19 protein-coding genes are annotated in these 12791 nt (G+C 55.2%); 7 read left to right on the forward strand and 12 right to left on the reverse strand.

The window, feature by feature from the left end:
* Nucleotides 1-64 precede the first annotated feature (64 nt).
* Both OVA03_RS15975 and OVA03_RS15980 read right to left on the reverse strand, forming a co-directional pair.
* The gene (locus OVA03_RS15975; protein ID WP_267526021.1) at nucleotides 65-1000 is read right to left on the reverse strand and encodes an electron transfer flavoprotein subunit alpha/FixB family protein; all 936 of its coding nucleotides are present in this window, start codon (nucleotides 998-1000) and stop codon (nucleotides 65-67) included.
* A 1-nt stretch (nucleotide 1001) separates the two neighbouring features.
* Nucleotides 1002-1748, reverse strand: a complete 747-nt coding sequence (locus tag OVA03_RS15980) for an electron transfer flavoprotein subunit beta/FixA family protein (protein WP_267526022.1) — start codon at nucleotides 1746-1748, stop codon at nucleotides 1002-1004.
* Between the two features lie 299 nt (nucleotides 1749-2047).
* On the opposite strand from OVA03_RS15980, the gene OVA03_RS15985 reads away from it, so the two are divergent.
* Together OVA03_RS15985 and OVA03_RS15990 are read left to right on the forward strand one after the other, a co-directional pair.
* Nucleotides 2048-2353 (forward strand): hypothetical protein, encoded by a 306-nt coding sequence (locus tag OVA03_RS15985; RefSeq protein WP_267526023.1) that lies wholly within the window; start codon nucleotides 2048-2050, stop codon nucleotides 2351-2353.
* Between the two features lie 38 nt (nucleotides 2354-2391).
* A complete protein-coding gene (locus OVA03_RS15990; protein WP_267526024.1) occupies nucleotides 2392-2640 on the forward strand; it encodes a hypothetical protein in 249 nt (82 codons plus the stop codon).
* A 70-nt stretch (nucleotides 2641-2710) separates the two neighbouring features.
* Here the strand turns inward: OVA03_RS15990 and OVA03_RS15995 are convergent, their stop codons facing one another.
* Nucleotides 2711-3283, reverse strand: coding sequence for a cob(I)yrinic acid a,c-diamide adenosyltransferase (locus OVA03_RS15995; RefSeq protein WP_267527745.1), 573 nt, complete (start codon nucleotides 3281-3283; stop codon nucleotides 2711-2713).
* Entirely contained in the window at nucleotides 3283-3486 is a 204-nt protein-coding gene (locus tag OVA03_RS16000) for a twin transmembrane helix small protein (RefSeq protein ID WP_267526025.1), read from the reverse strand. Before OVA03_RS16000 ends, OVA03_RS15995 begins: the two co-directional genes overlap by 1 nt.
* A gap of 325 nt (nucleotides 3487-3811) precedes the next feature.
* Here OVA03_RS16000 and OVA03_RS16005 point away from each other — a divergent pair, with 325 nt between their 5' ends.
* Nucleotides 3812-4474: a TetR/AcrR family transcriptional regulator gene (locus tag OVA03_RS16005; protein ID WP_267526026.1), complete on the forward strand. Its 663-nt coding sequence runs from the start codon at nucleotides 3812-3814 to the stop codon at nucleotides 4472-4474.
* 51 nt (nucleotides 4475-4525) lie between these two features.
* On the opposite strand, the gene OVA03_RS16010 is transcribed toward OVA03_RS16005, so the two are convergent.
* Both OVA03_RS16010 and OVA03_RS16015 read right to left on the reverse strand, forming a co-directional pair.
* Nucleotides 4526-5224, reverse strand: coding sequence for a TorF family putative porin (locus tag OVA03_RS16010; RefSeq protein ID WP_267526027.1), 699 nt, complete (start codon nucleotides 5222-5224; stop codon nucleotides 4526-4528).
* Nucleotides 5217-6179: an NAD(P)H-dependent flavin oxidoreductase gene (locus tag OVA03_RS16015; RefSeq protein ID WP_267526028.1), complete on the reverse strand. Its 963-nt coding sequence runs from the start codon at nucleotides 6177-6179 to the stop codon at nucleotides 5217-5219. The genes OVA03_RS16010 and OVA03_RS16015 overlap by 8 nt, the downstream gene beginning before the upstream one ends.
* Before the next feature lie 195 nt (nucleotides 6180-6374).
* Here OVA03_RS16015 and queF point away from each other — a divergent pair, with 195 nt between their 5' ends.
* A complete protein-coding gene (gene queF, locus OVA03_RS16020; RefSeq protein WP_267526029.1) occupies nucleotides 6375-6836 on the forward strand; it encodes a preQ(1) synthase in 462 nt (153 codons plus the stop codon).
* A 54-nt stretch (nucleotides 6837-6890) separates the two neighbouring features.
* Here the strand turns inward: queF and OVA03_RS17085 are convergent, their stop codons facing one another.
* Both OVA03_RS17085 and OVA03_RS16025 read right to left on the reverse strand, forming a co-directional pair.
* Nucleotides 6891-7115, reverse strand: a complete 225-nt coding sequence (locus tag OVA03_RS17085; RefSeq protein ID WP_420710436.1) for a DUF6980 family protein — start codon at nucleotides 7113-7115, stop codon at nucleotides 6891-6893.
* A 36-nt stretch (nucleotides 7116-7151) separates the two neighbouring features.
* Nucleotides 7152-7790 (reverse strand): nitroreductase family protein, encoded by a 639-nt coding sequence (locus OVA03_RS16025; protein WP_267526030.1) that lies wholly within the window; start codon nucleotides 7788-7790, stop codon nucleotides 7152-7154.
* A gap of 78 nt (nucleotides 7791-7868) precedes the next feature.
* On the opposite strand from OVA03_RS16025, the gene OVA03_RS16030 reads away from it, so the two are divergent.
* From OVA03_RS16030 to OVA03_RS16040, 3 genes are all read left to right on the forward strand, one after another.
* Nucleotides 7869-8495, forward strand: a complete 627-nt coding sequence (locus OVA03_RS16030) for an NUDIX domain-containing protein (protein ID WP_267526031.1) — start codon at nucleotides 7869-7871, stop codon at nucleotides 8493-8495.
* Between the two features lie 33 nt (nucleotides 8496-8528).
* Nucleotides 8529-9356, forward strand: coding sequence for a serine O-acetyltransferase (gene cysE, locus OVA03_RS16035; RefSeq protein WP_267526032.1), 828 nt, complete (start codon nucleotides 8529-8531; stop codon nucleotides 9354-9356).
* Nucleotides 9357-9493: 137 nt separating this feature from the next.
* On the forward strand, nucleotides 9494-9694 hold the full coding sequence (locus tag OVA03_RS16040) for a DUF3126 family protein (RefSeq protein WP_267526033.1): 201 nt from the start codon (nucleotides 9494-9496) through the stop codon (nucleotides 9692-9694).
* A gap of 148 nt (nucleotides 9695-9842) precedes the next feature.
* Here the strand turns inward: OVA03_RS16040 and OVA03_RS16045 are convergent, their stop codons facing one another.
* From OVA03_RS16045 to OVA03_RS16060, 4 genes are all read right to left on the reverse strand, one after another.
* Entirely contained in the window at nucleotides 9843-10964 is a 1122-nt protein-coding gene (locus OVA03_RS16045) for an aromatic ring-hydroxylating oxygenase subunit alpha (RefSeq protein WP_267526034.1), read from the reverse strand.
* A 124-nt stretch (nucleotides 10965-11088) separates the two neighbouring features.
* Nucleotides 11089-11283 carry a hypothetical protein gene (locus OVA03_RS16050; protein WP_267526035.1) on the reverse strand — a complete coding sequence of 65 codons (195 nt, stop codon included), beginning with the start codon at nucleotides 11281-11283 and terminating at the stop codon, nucleotides 11089-11091.
* Nucleotides 11284-11482: 199 nt separating this feature from the next.
* Nucleotides 11483-12193, reverse strand: coding sequence for a hypothetical protein (locus OVA03_RS16055; RefSeq protein ID WP_267526036.1), 711 nt, complete (start codon nucleotides 12191-12193; stop codon nucleotides 11483-11485).
* 57 nt (nucleotides 12194-12250) lie between these two features.
* Entirely contained in the window at nucleotides 12251-12784 is a 534-nt protein-coding gene (locus OVA03_RS16060; protein ID WP_267526037.1) for a hypothetical protein, read from the reverse strand.
* Nucleotides 12785-12791: the final 7 nt, after the last annotated feature.

Genomic DNA, 12791 nt, shown 5'->3' on the forward strand with positions numbered 1-12791 from the left:
AATCCCCCAGAGCCAGCTTGAGGGCGGGCTCTGAGGGATTTGCAATTTTATAGATGCCTGTCCCTTAACCGAGGGCAGCCATCAGGGCCGGAACGGCGGTTTTATAGTCTTCGACCAGACCATAATCCGCGATCTGGAAGATCGGCGCTTCGGGGTCTTTGTTGATGGCAACGATAACCTTGGAATCCTTCATCCCGGCCAGATGCTGAATGGCACCTGAAATACCCACGGCGATATAAAGGGCCGGGGCCACAACCTTACCGGTCTGGCCGACCTGATAGTCGTTGGGCGCATAACCGGCATCGACCGCCGCCCGTGAGGCCCCGACGGCAGCCCCCAGCTTATCGGCCAGAGGCTCGATCACCGCATGAAACTCCTCGGCGGAACCCAGCGCCCGTCCGCCGGAGACGACGACCTTGGCCGCCCCCAGTTCCGGGCGGTCGGAGGTGACTTTTTCTTCGCCGACAAAGCGCGTGCCTGCAAAATCGGCCGCAGCTGACGCGGCTTCAACCGAGGCCGAACCGCCGTCAGCGGCCACCGCCGCAAAGCTGGTCGGACGGACGGTCAGAACTTTTTTGGTATCCGAGGTCTGCACGGTTTCCAGCGCATTACCCGCATAGATCGGGCGCACAAACGTATTGGCATCAACGACTTCCATCACATCAGAGATGATGGAAACATCCAGAAGAGCCGCAATGCGCGGGGCAAAGTTCTTGCCCGCCGCCGTCGCCGGAATGGCAATAGTGTCATAACTGGCGGCAAGGCCTGCGATCAGTGCGGCGACATCTTCGGCGATATCGGCGTTCAGGCCTGCACTCTCAGCGGTCAGCACTTTGCGCACGCCGTCGGCTTTGGCGGCCTGAACGGCTACGGTCGCCGAGCCCGCACCATAAACCAGCACGTCGATGTCAGGCGACAGGGCTTTGGCGGCGCTCAGAACCTTAAGGGTGGTATCGCGTAAGTGCGCGCCGTCGTGGTCGGCAATAACTAAAACAGCCATATTACAGCACTCCCGCAGTTTTCAGATGGGCGACCAGGGCGTTGGCGTCGGCGACCTTGATGCCCGCCGACCGCTTGGGCGGTTCGGCCACTTTCAGCACCTTAAGGCGCGGGGCGACATCGATGCCGTAATCAGCCACCTGTTTCGTATCGAGCGGCTTTTTCTTAGCCTTCATGATGTTGGGCAGGGAGGCATAGCGCGGGTCATTGAGGCGCAGGTCGGTGGTGATGACCGCCGGTAGCTTCACCTCTAAGGTTTGCAGGCCGCCGTCGACTTCGCGGGTCACTTTGGCCTCATCACCCTCGATGACCACCTTTGACGCAAAGGTCGCCTGCGGCCAGCCGAGCAGTGTCGACAACATCTGGCCGGTGGCGTTGTTGTCGCCATCAATGGCCTGCTTGCCCATCAGGACGATATTCGGGTTTTCTTCAGCAATCACGGCCTTGAGCAGCTTGGCGATGCCGAGCGGCTCGATATCCTGATCGGTCTGGATCAGCAGGCCGCGATCAGCGCCCATAGCCAGGGCCGTTCGCAGTATGGCCTCGCACTGGGCCACGCCAATGGAGACCGCGACGATTTCGGTGGCAATGCCCGCTTCTTTGAGACGCACAGCCTCTTCGACGGCGATTTCGTCAAACGGGTTCATCGACATCTTGACATTGGCCAGATCGACGCCGGTCTGATCGGCCTTGACGCGTACCTTGACGTTGTAATCTATGACCCGCTTAACGGGGACCAGAATTTTCATCAGTCTCTCACCTTAAGACATGAAGCCTTTGCGGTGGCCGTAAAATTGACATACCGCAGCGGCAATAAGCTTTATCGTTTCAAACGTATCTTAAGAGTCTTTACTCTTCAGATTTCGGTCGAGATAAGTGACGAGCCTGCTTGCCAAAGTCAATCAAAGAGATACATAACAGCCGGAAATTCAGGGCATTTCACAGTAATTTGCGGTGCCCTAAAGTCAATTTGCACCAGCCCTGATGGCTTTGACACCACCTTTGCCACGCCCTAAACCAGCGTGAGCAACTTTAAGAAGGACGACCCATGAAAAATAATCTGATCATGCGCATCAAGATTATCGCGCTGATCGTGTTTATTTTCGCGTCGGCGGGGGCATGGGTCTATACGGCCCTGTACGAAATCCCGCGCAAAAAATGCGAGGCCAAAGGGGCGTGGTGGTCGAATGAGTACCGCATCTGCCGCGCACCGGTTTACCTTCCAACGATCACCGGCCGACCAGCCGGCGAAGGCCGTGAAATCCACTGGCCAACCGAGCAGGCCCCGACGGTTAACAATTCCGCTCCGGGCGCCAAGGCCCCGGTTATCGAGAAAGAGGCTGCAACGCAGTAGGGCGCCGAGACATGGGGGCAATCAGGTGGAGTATATGGTTGCTCAAGCTTTTGTCTGTGGCAATGGCAGTACCTGTTATCAGCAATATTCTGTTCGATGGCTTTGACCTGGACAGGCTGGCTTTTCAGGGACGATTGTTTGTCATCTTCTTAGTTGTCGGCGTGGTCCTGATCTGGCTGAGCGCAGGCATCTTTCATTTGTTAAAATACTTTAGTTACAGGCACTTGCTTAATAAGCAGGATATCAAAACGGAATCCTTCAAGCGCTGGAAAGACGGAGAGCCTTAATCTTACGGAAGCGCCTCTTCCAAGTTTGGCCCCTCACCCTAACCCTCTCCCCGCGAGCGGGGAGAGAGAACTAAGTCGACGGCACCCACAGCACATCATCCGCGCCCTTGTTGTTGGCATAGCGGGCAAGTACAAACAGAAGATCTGACAGCCGGTTGAGATATTTCAGCGCTTCGGGATTTACGACTTCATCGGGTGTATGCGTCAGCGCCACCAGATCGCTTTCAGCACGGCGGGCTATGGTGCGCGCCAGATGCAGGTGCGCACTCAAAGGATTTCCGGCGGGCAGGATAAACGAATTTAGCGGCGACAGTTCGGCGTTATAACTATCGATAGCGGCTTCAAGAGCTGTGACCTGAGCGGCCTTGATACGGATCGGCGTCCAGGACTTAGGCTGGCCGTCTTCGGGCACCGCCAGATCGGCCCCCAGATCGAACAAATCGTTCTGAACTTGCGCCAGAAGCGCATCGAAACCGTCAAAGCCAGCGACATAAAGCCGCGCCACGCCGATCATGGAATTGGCTTCATCAATGCTGCCAAAGGCGCGGATACGGGCATCGCATTTTAACCGGCGCGCCCCGTCAGCCAGACCCGTGTCGCCGCCGTCACCGGTGCGGGTGTAAATCTTATTCAGCTTGACCATCAGCCGTTCTGCGCCCGCCACCACAACAGCACGCACAGCAGAATAATTGCGACCGCCTGCAAAAGTACGCGCAGGCGCATCAGCTTATTGGACCAGCGCTCACGAAACGCCCCGCCTCTGGCTAGGCTGAAAATGCCAAGCCCCAAAACGACCAGAACACTCAGCATGGCCACGAGCGCCAGATTAGTCAGAAACGTATTCATCGTATATCCATTCGACTAGAAGTGTCCGTTACGCCATAGTCCGGTTTTGCGAAAGCGCTTTTTGTGCATAAGTGCACACCTGTCAGGCGTAAAGCCATGAACCGGACATAAATGTTAGACTATATCGTTTGCAACTGCGAATGCGTTGCGACAGTTTAACGCAGGTGTCACGTATACCATATGTAATGCGATGGCCTACCTGATTTTTGCCTATTGGATGGACGGCTATGTATACCTATATAGGTGATATGGTGACATTCAGGGCAGGCTTACCTAGGGTAAGCTCTGCCTTTATTTTTAGATATATCTGAGTGTGAGTTAGCGTATGTACAAGGCCTATGAGTTGAAAGAGAAGTTGGCGCGTGAGGAGAGAACTGTGCCGTTAGGTGCCAGAGCCAGATCCAAAGAACTGAACCGCCAAAAGATTCTGGCTTCGGCCAAGGCTTTGTTCAAAGACCGCGGGTTCGAAGCCGCGACCTTGCGCGATATTGCCAAGGAAGCCGGGTTATCCACGGGCGCGCTATTTGCTAATTTCAGCGATAAGAACGAAATTTTTATCAAGGTCGTCGAAGCTGAATCTGCTGTCGTACTGGAGCGCATGATTGATGCCCATGATCCGACCCTGCCTTTGACGGAACGCCTGCTCAAACAACTGAAATGTACCTATGAAGCTGCCCATACCGACATGCAGCTTATCCTGTCGGCCTTTGTGATGCATTGGGCGCGCCGGGATCCGGCGTTTAATGAGATTGACCGCCTCAGCGACCTGGTGCGCCAGACCATGCTGGCCAGCCTGAGCTATGCGCGTGAGCACAACGAACTGCCCGCGGGTAGCCCGATCGAATGTGCCTCTGAGATTCTGGAAGATTTGTGCTTTTCGAACCTGCGCCGTGGCTTTCACGGTGAGATGCAACTCAGCGAGTTGATCGAGCGTATGAAACAGCAAATTACGCTTGTGGTGGCTGGGCTTAAGGCCGTTGCCGCGTAAATAAAAAAGGCGGCCCGCAAAGGCCGCCTTTCTCAGGTGAAAGCCTGAAGTTTAGAACTTTCGTGACAGGGTCAGCACGACCCGGTCGCCAAAGCGCTTACCGTACTCGTGCTTGTCAGTGTCGTAGTAGCGCATATCAAGGCTGGTCGTCTTATTAAGCGCATAGGTCGCGCCGAGATTGTAAGCTGTGTAATCTTTCTTTGGCGTGACGCGGCGCAGACCGACGCTACCCGACACGGTCCATTTAGTGTTCAGCTTTTGCGAAACCCCCAGATCGTGCCACCAGGCTTCCTTAGTGGAGCCGGATGAATCGGCTGAATACACGGTCGTGTATTTCACCGTCGTTTTATCGACGGTGCGGCTAATGTCGCCCTGCCACTCATAGAAATCATCATCAACGCCGGGACGGGCATTTTGATTAGCCTTATATAAGAATTGCAGGCCGGTTTTAAAGCCCGCAATATCGCCTTTGATACCGGCAAACAGTTGGGTCTGGGCGTCGCTGCCGTCACTACCTTTGACGTTTTTGACTTTGGTTCCGGCAAAGAACATGCCTTTTGAGACCGTTAGAGTGCCAACGGCCTGAGCATTACCATTGGTTTCCGAAACGCCCTTGACGACACCATCGTTGCCGATGCTGACTTGTCCGCCTATATCGAACGGGCCAGATTCGGCGGCTTGAACGACAGAGGTTACGCCCAAAGAGGCGCCAAAAGTGGTGGCGATGAGAAGGAGAGAAGCTTTACGCATGGGTTGTCCCTAGGATGGTACGTTGATTGAAATCCGCGATAGCGGCAGTGAGTTCCCCCTTCAACCGCGCGACCAGTTCGGCCGCGGGCAGAATGTCGTGAATAGAGCCGACCCCCTGACCGGCGGACCAGACGGTCTTCCAGGCTTTGGCGTCAGGGTTGAGTTCGTGCGCCATATCAATGGCGTGGTGCGGGTCTTTGGCCGCGGCGGGATCAAGCCCGTTGGCAATCAAAGAGGGTGTCAGGAAGTTGGCGTTTATTCCCGAAATGGCGTCGGTATAGGTAATGTCCTTTGCCGAGGTCTCTACCAGCATGTCCTTATAGCCGTCATCGGCGCGGGCCTCACGGGTGGCGATAAAGCGCGTGCCCATATAGGCCAGGTCAGCCCCTGCCATCAGGGCGGCCGCGACGTCGCGGCCCGTCGAGATACAGCCCGATAAGATGATGGTGCCGCTGAAAAAGCTTTTGATTTCATTGATCAGGGCGAACGGGTGCTGATTGCCGGCATGACCGCCAGCGCCGGCGGCCACCAGGATCAGGCCATCGACACCGGCCTCCGCGGCCTTTTTGGCGTGGCGGGCATTGATGACATCGTGAAACACAACGCCACCATAAGCATGTACAGCATCAACCACGTCCTTGACGGCGCCGAGAGATGTAATTACCAGCGGCACCTTATGTTGGGCGGTGATCTGAAGATCAGCCATCAGGCGGGTGTTGGTATTATGGACGATCAGGTTGACCCCAAACGCCGCGTCATCGGGTGTCAGTGCCGATTTGATCTCAGTCAGCCACTGAGCATAGCCTTCGGAAGTGCGTTGGTTGAGGGCCGGGAAGGTGCCTATCATCCCGGATTTACAGGTCGCGATGACCAGTTCAGGGCCGGACACCAGAAACATAGGTGCCGCTATGGCCGGAAAGGACATGCCTTTTTTGAGACGTTCAGGTACCGGCATTGGGTTACAGTTTCCAAAGTATTCACTGCAGAGACTATAAAATAAATGGGTTTCAATAGGTTTAAATAAGTGTTTATCAATCCTTAATTTTACCTTAGTAATAAAATACCATAATAGTCTTTCTTTTATGCCTCTGTGGTGCTTGTAGTAAGTTTCGCTTCATTTTTGTTTTGTGCAGTATTAAAGACCCATATCATGAGCCATTACACAGATAACCTCACTCAATTGGGCGCAGATGCCCGCTCCGCGAATGATCCCAAGGACGCGCTGCTTGAGCGCGTACCCAATCCTCACGCCGATGTCGATTATGTCGCCCGCTTTACCGCGCCGGAGTTTACCTCCCTGTGTCCGGTGACGGGCCAGCCGGACTTTGCCCATATTGTCATCGACTATGTGCCGGGCGAATGGCTGGTGGAATCAAAGTCGCTTAAGCTGTTTCTGACCTCGTTCCGTAATCACGGCGCGTTCCACGAAGACTGCACCATCTATATCGCCAAGCGCCTGAAAGACCTGCTTGACCCGCGCTGGCTGCGCATCGCCGGTTACTGGTATCCGCGCGGCGGCATCCCGATCGATGTCTTCTGGCAAACGTCCGAAGCCCCCAAGGGCGTCTGGGTGCCGGAGACGGGGGTTGCTCCATATCGCGGTCGCGGATAACAAGGGCCACAGGCCCTTGACCCGTTAGTTTTTAGCTGTGCCTACAAACTCGATTTAGTCGATGTCGTCAGGGTTGAAGTCGCCAATCGGAGGCAGCTTGGTTCCGCACCAAGGGCAAAAGGATATTTCGATTTGACTGCTCCCTCCGTCGTGGATGATTAGCCCATACCCTCCGCGCACCTCGGCCATAAGCGTGTCGGGACATTCATAGCGATCTGGATGAAGGTCGCAAACCTGCTCAAAATCGTCAGCCATGCGCTCGCAGCAATATTTGGTCATGTGGTCGTTTGTACCTTTGATTTCCGGGTGCAGGGTCTAAGATCCTGCCCACCAACTGATGCGCTCGGCGTAGTTGGGGCGGTCGCGTTCCAGCGGGGCCTCGGATGGGGTGCCGAGGAAGATAAAGCCCGCCACCTCTTCGCCGTCTTTCAGGCCCAGAATCTCCTTGGCCTCAGCATCGTAGGAATACCAGTCGGTGATCCAGTTGGCGCCGTACCCCAAAGCACCCGCCGCGATCAGCAGGTTCTGGCAGATGGCGGCGGCCGACAGTTGCTGCTCCCACAGGGGAATTTTGTGCGGCTGAATGGGGGAGGAAATCACCAGCAGGGCTTCTGGTGGGGCCGACAGTTTCAGCAGCGCGCCTGCGGCCTGCCGGTCGCCACGGCTATCGGCCAGTGCCTTCAATTTATCAACCAGATGGCCTTTGGATTCGGGCGTAAAGCGCACAATCCGCCACGGCCCGATCTTACCGTGGTCGGGCACACGCAGGCCAATGCTGATCAGAAGCTCGATTTCATCTTCTGACGGGGCAGGCAGACCCAGGGTCGGGGCTGGGGCTGAGCGGCGGCGCAACAGCAGTTCCAGAGTTTCCTTTGATTTCATGAGCGGCAACGGGGTGCCAAATTCAATTGGGGCCAAATCCAGATCAGATGGGGCGAAATCAGGTAAACTCATGGAAATGTCTCTTTAAAATCAAATTGTAACCGACCATAACTATATTATAGCGCGTCACGAAAATTGCGAGTCTTTCTCATGAAAAATAGTAACCTGCCGCCCTGGGATAGTGCTGATGCCGCGGCGGCGCGTCCTGACTGGCAAATTTTGACGCAAGATATCGTGTTTGAAAACCCGTGGATGCGGGTTGAAAGCTATGACGTGATAGCCCCTACCGGCCATTCCGCCCATTACGGCGTGACGCGCTTTAAAAACCGGGCGGTGGCGGTGGTGCCTTTGTTTGATGACGGCACGGTGATGATCGTGGGCCAGCAACGGTTTGCGCTGAACGCCTATAGCTGGGAACTGCCCGAAGGCGGTGTGCCGGACGGTGAGGATCCGCTTGAGGGGGCCAGACGCGAACTGGCCGAAGAGGCCGGATTAAAAGCCGAACACTGGCACGAAATCATCCAGATGGATTTGTCTAACTCCATTACCGACGAGGTGGCCACCGGCTATCTGGCGACAGGCCTCACACCTACTAAGGGGGCGCTGGATGAGACCGAAAGCCTTGAAATCAGGCGCATCCCCTTCAAAGACCTGTTAAAGGCTGTTATAAGCGGGCAGGTCAGGGACTCCCAGACGGTTGTGTGCGCGTTGCGGATACACCATATGGCAACTACGGGTGATTTACCGCCGCACCTGATTAACGCGATCTTGGGATAAGGGATGTATCCCTATCCCACCGGAGGTAAAGATATGGCCAATAAGTTTGATGTCATTTCGCGCAATGATAAGCCGATCTGGCATACGCTGCGGAACGAAGCGCTGGAGGCGGCCAAGGCTGAGCCCGCTTTGGCGTCCATGCTGCATTCGACCATATTGTCCCACGATGGCTTAAACTGCGCTTTGTCATTCCACATTGCGCGAAAGCTTAATGACGCGGGTTTCGGCGAAATGACCCTGCGTGAGATCATTGATGATTACTACGCGAAGGACACGGCCTTGATTGAGGCCGCTGAGCGCGACCTGCAGGCGGTCTATGAGCGCGACCCCGCCGCCAAGGGCTATCTGCAGGCCTTCATGTTCTTCAAAGGCTTTATCTCGATCCAGATTTACCGCATCGCCAACCGGCTGTGGCGGGACGGGCGCTTTACCATGGCCCACCATTTCCAGAGCCGTGTGTCGGAACTGTTCCAGATCGATATCCATCCGGCGGCGACGATGGGCAAAGGCATCTTCATGGATCACGGTACCGGCATTGTGATCGGTGAAACGGCGGTGGTTGGTGATGATGTCTCCATGCTGCACGGGGTGACCCTGGGTGGTACCGGTGCTCATACCGGCGACCGTCACCCCAAGATCGGGAATGGGGTTCTTCTGGGGGCCGGGGCCAAGGTGCTGGGCAATATTAAAATTGGCGACCATGCCAAGATTGCCGCGGGTTCCGTGGTGCTTAAGCCCGTGCCGGAACATTGCACAGCGGCGGGCGTGCCGGCTAAGTTGATCAACTGCAAGACCTGCTCCGATCCGGCCCGCAGCATGGATCAGACCTTGTCGGATGTGGTCTACGACTACGTGATTTAATCCCAGAAATCTGCGGGCGGGACAGCTTTCGGTTTGCGCTGAAGTGGTCGTCGCTATAGACGTCTAACGCAAAGTTTATCCCCGCTTGCTGGGATTCATGCTTTGATGCCTCACCAATCACGTAGAGACTTAAAACGATGAACGCTTCGGATATCACCAAGGTCCAGGACTACCTCACCAAAACCTTCGGCACCAAGGGCCTTGAAGTCAAAGCCCGCAAGCAAAAGGATTCGTCGGAAGTCTATATCGGCGAAGAGTTCATCGGCGTGGTCTATGTCGACGAAGACGAAGAGGGCTCATACATCTTCGAAATGGCGATCTTAAAAGAAGACCTGTAAAAACCAGTCAAAATCGCGGTCTTTGGCCCTCTAATACGCAGTCAGCGCTTGCGGGTATTAACTATACCCGCGGCGCTTGCCGGCTATTATAGGACTCAAATCTCACGATTTTTGATTTATGTTTTGGGAGGTTTAGCCCGGAAGGCAATTAACTCGTCCACTTGAGCGTGGTGGGTTTGACGGGGTTCACAAACGCCCGCTTATCGGCCCGCGACTGCACCCATTCCCGCTTTAGCTGCTGATACCATTTGGCCTGAGTGTCAGCATCGTCGATCCACAACAGGCTGGGGTCGTATTTCAGGCCCTCATTCTGCAAATTGACCATATCGCCGTCCTGCTTGAGGAAGGCCTTTGCCCCCAGCCGGAAAAACGGCGTGATGGCGCGGAAAATGCTGTGATCCGACCAGAAAATCTGGGTGATACGCGTGGTCCTGGCATCGATCGGCGTCAGACAGGTCAACCCCAAAATCTGGCGCTCTCCGATCACGATATGCTCATAGCGCACGCCCGGCAAACGAAACGTGATCTCGGTCGCCGGTGCACCACCTAAGATACGGTAAGCGCGGGAGTTTTTCGACGGGGCGTGGCGCACCATCGCAAAGCCATATTCAGTCGGCGCAAACGCCTTTGATTTTTCTAACTGTTTTCTGGATGAGCGCCACCACCATTGCTGATGCACGTATGGCCCATGGGCGGGGTCCATCAGGCCCACGACCGCATGGTCGATATGGCTGTCGAAATCCATACGCTCGACAATTATGGGCTTACCGCCGACGACACCGGGCAGGGTCGGGGGCTCATGATCAGGCTCGGCGGTGCGGCGCGGGTCTGAGGTCACATAGACCCAGACCAGTCCCTGCTGCTCCTTCACCGCATACTGACGCACGCGGATTTTCGAGGCATCCATCGCCTGATCCGAGGTCAGGGACGGTATTTTGGTGCAGGTGCCCGTCGTATCAAATGTCCAGCCATGATAGGGGCATTGAACAATGCAGGCACCACTCTCATCCTCTATCATCTGACCGGCGGACAAAGGGGCGGCGCGGTGCGGGCAGATGTCGCGCATGGCGTAGACTTTGCCGTTCAGGTCGCGGCCCAGTAATACCGGTTCATCCAGTAGCACATAGCGTTGCAGTTTGCCGGAAACCAGTTCCGATGACAGGGCCGCGAAGTACCAGCAGTCTTTCAGAAAACCCTGACCAAACACCATCCGCTCACGCGGCGTATTCGCAGATGACGATATTTCAGACGGTGCGGCTTGATCAGGCATGAAGGCTACGGATTCAATCAGGGAGCAATATGTTGCCCACTATAGCAGTCCTCAGTCGTGCGCCCAAAGTCTTTTATGGATTTCCGCCCCTGCGGCGCGTTGCCACAAGGGGCGGGCGCAGTAACTACTTCGGGCAGGTTTTCTTGCACTGCAGCCAGGATTTCAGGCACTTATCCGAATTTTTATCGGTTTTCTGACAGGTGTTGTAGGTGTTGTCGCAATTACGCTTGCATTGAATGGCATTCTGGGCCTGCACGGCACCTGCCGATAATAGAGAAACGACCGCAACGGCCGCCAAGACCTTACGCACGCACTTCATCGGTTTTGCCTCCCTTAAGGCTGTCCGTCCTTGGTTTTTAGTGGACGTTAACGTAAAGCAGTGTAGCGCAAATTTGGATTTCGACTACTAAAATTTAACCACTATTAAGAATTTAACCCGCTACAGGCGAATGGCTGTAGCGGGTTACTGTAATCATTCATTTTTTAATTGCGATTTGCTTGCCGGATCAGAGGCGGGTTCAGGGAACCGCGGGGGCGGTCTCATAGGCCTGAATGATTTTAAGCGCGGCAATCTGCATATCGATCTCGGCCCGTTTGTCGACGGCCCCGTCATCGTTCATGCGGATGTAGGTCAGCTTTTTTTGCGCGCCGTTGCTAAGGTCGGCGGTGAGTTGCACGATCTCATCGCGGGTTAGATAAAGCGCGTGCTGGCGGGCACCCAGATTGAGCACCTTATCGCCTAATTCAGTGGCCGCAACGGCCGCGATAGCCGCGATCCGGTATTTGTCGCTTTCGGATAAGGAGTTGATATCAATATAATTATTCACTTCCAGAATGATGAGGCGCATGTGAATATTATTGATGAACTGGCGCGTGATTTCGTCTGTGCCATCAACCTCGAACAGCTTACGCATCAGATCGACGCGCTCCAGAAAGGCCGGGTCTTCGGCCGGGGTAGCGGCTTGCTGGCTGGCATCTAGGGCGCTGCCGGGCAGAGGCACTAAGGGTTGCGCCTTAAGCTCTGTCTCTTTGTTTGATTTGTCGATAATGGCCTTGAGGGTGTCGGCATCAATGACCGGCTGTTTTTGTGCCAGTGCCTGCTGGCGGATCGGATCAAGGATCAGCTTAGGTAAGGTGTTGGGTGTATCAATCGATCCGGCGGTGGCGGAACCTGACACGGCACTGATCAACCCAAAGGCATAAATAAGCAAATGACTGAATTTAAACACTAAATAACCCCCACATTGCCCGTTCCGGGCCGTCCCCATATCTTAAGCGACAGAGCCTCAGCTCTGAACCTGTTCCTTGAAGGTCTTGATGATTTTGACCACGGCATCGACCATGTAGGTTTGAATTTGCTGAGCACTGGCTTCCGGCGCCATGAACTTGCCGGCATTGTAGCGCATCCCGGCTTCAGACCCGTTAGCCTTGATTAGCAAGGTAATTTCGTCTTCGGAAAACGCCTTTGCCTGAGATAAGGCGACGGCGTTGATCAGGCTGAACTCGGTCTCTTTGAGAATATCATCTGATATCTGATCGAGTTTATGTTCCTGCGCTGCGCTCAAGGAGGTGGCTTTGGCGCGGTCGAGTATGACCAGACGCACCGCCGCCTTGGTGTTGAGCATGATGGTGCGAATATTGCGTGAGGTGCCGTTAAGCTCCATCAACTGACGATAGAGCGCGATTTTACGGGCTTCGGCAGACGCATTGGCCGTGTCATTGACCTGAGCCAGAGCGTCCTGGGCCAGATCGGTGATGACCGCAGGGGCATGGACGGGGCGGTCGTCAACCACGACCTGAGCCTGAGCAGCACCGGCCATAAACATC

The organism is Asticcacaulis sp. SL142, from assembly GCF_026625745.1.
Taxonomy (GTDB): Bacteria; Pseudomonadota; Alphaproteobacteria; order Caulobacterales; family Caulobacteraceae; genus Asticcacaulis.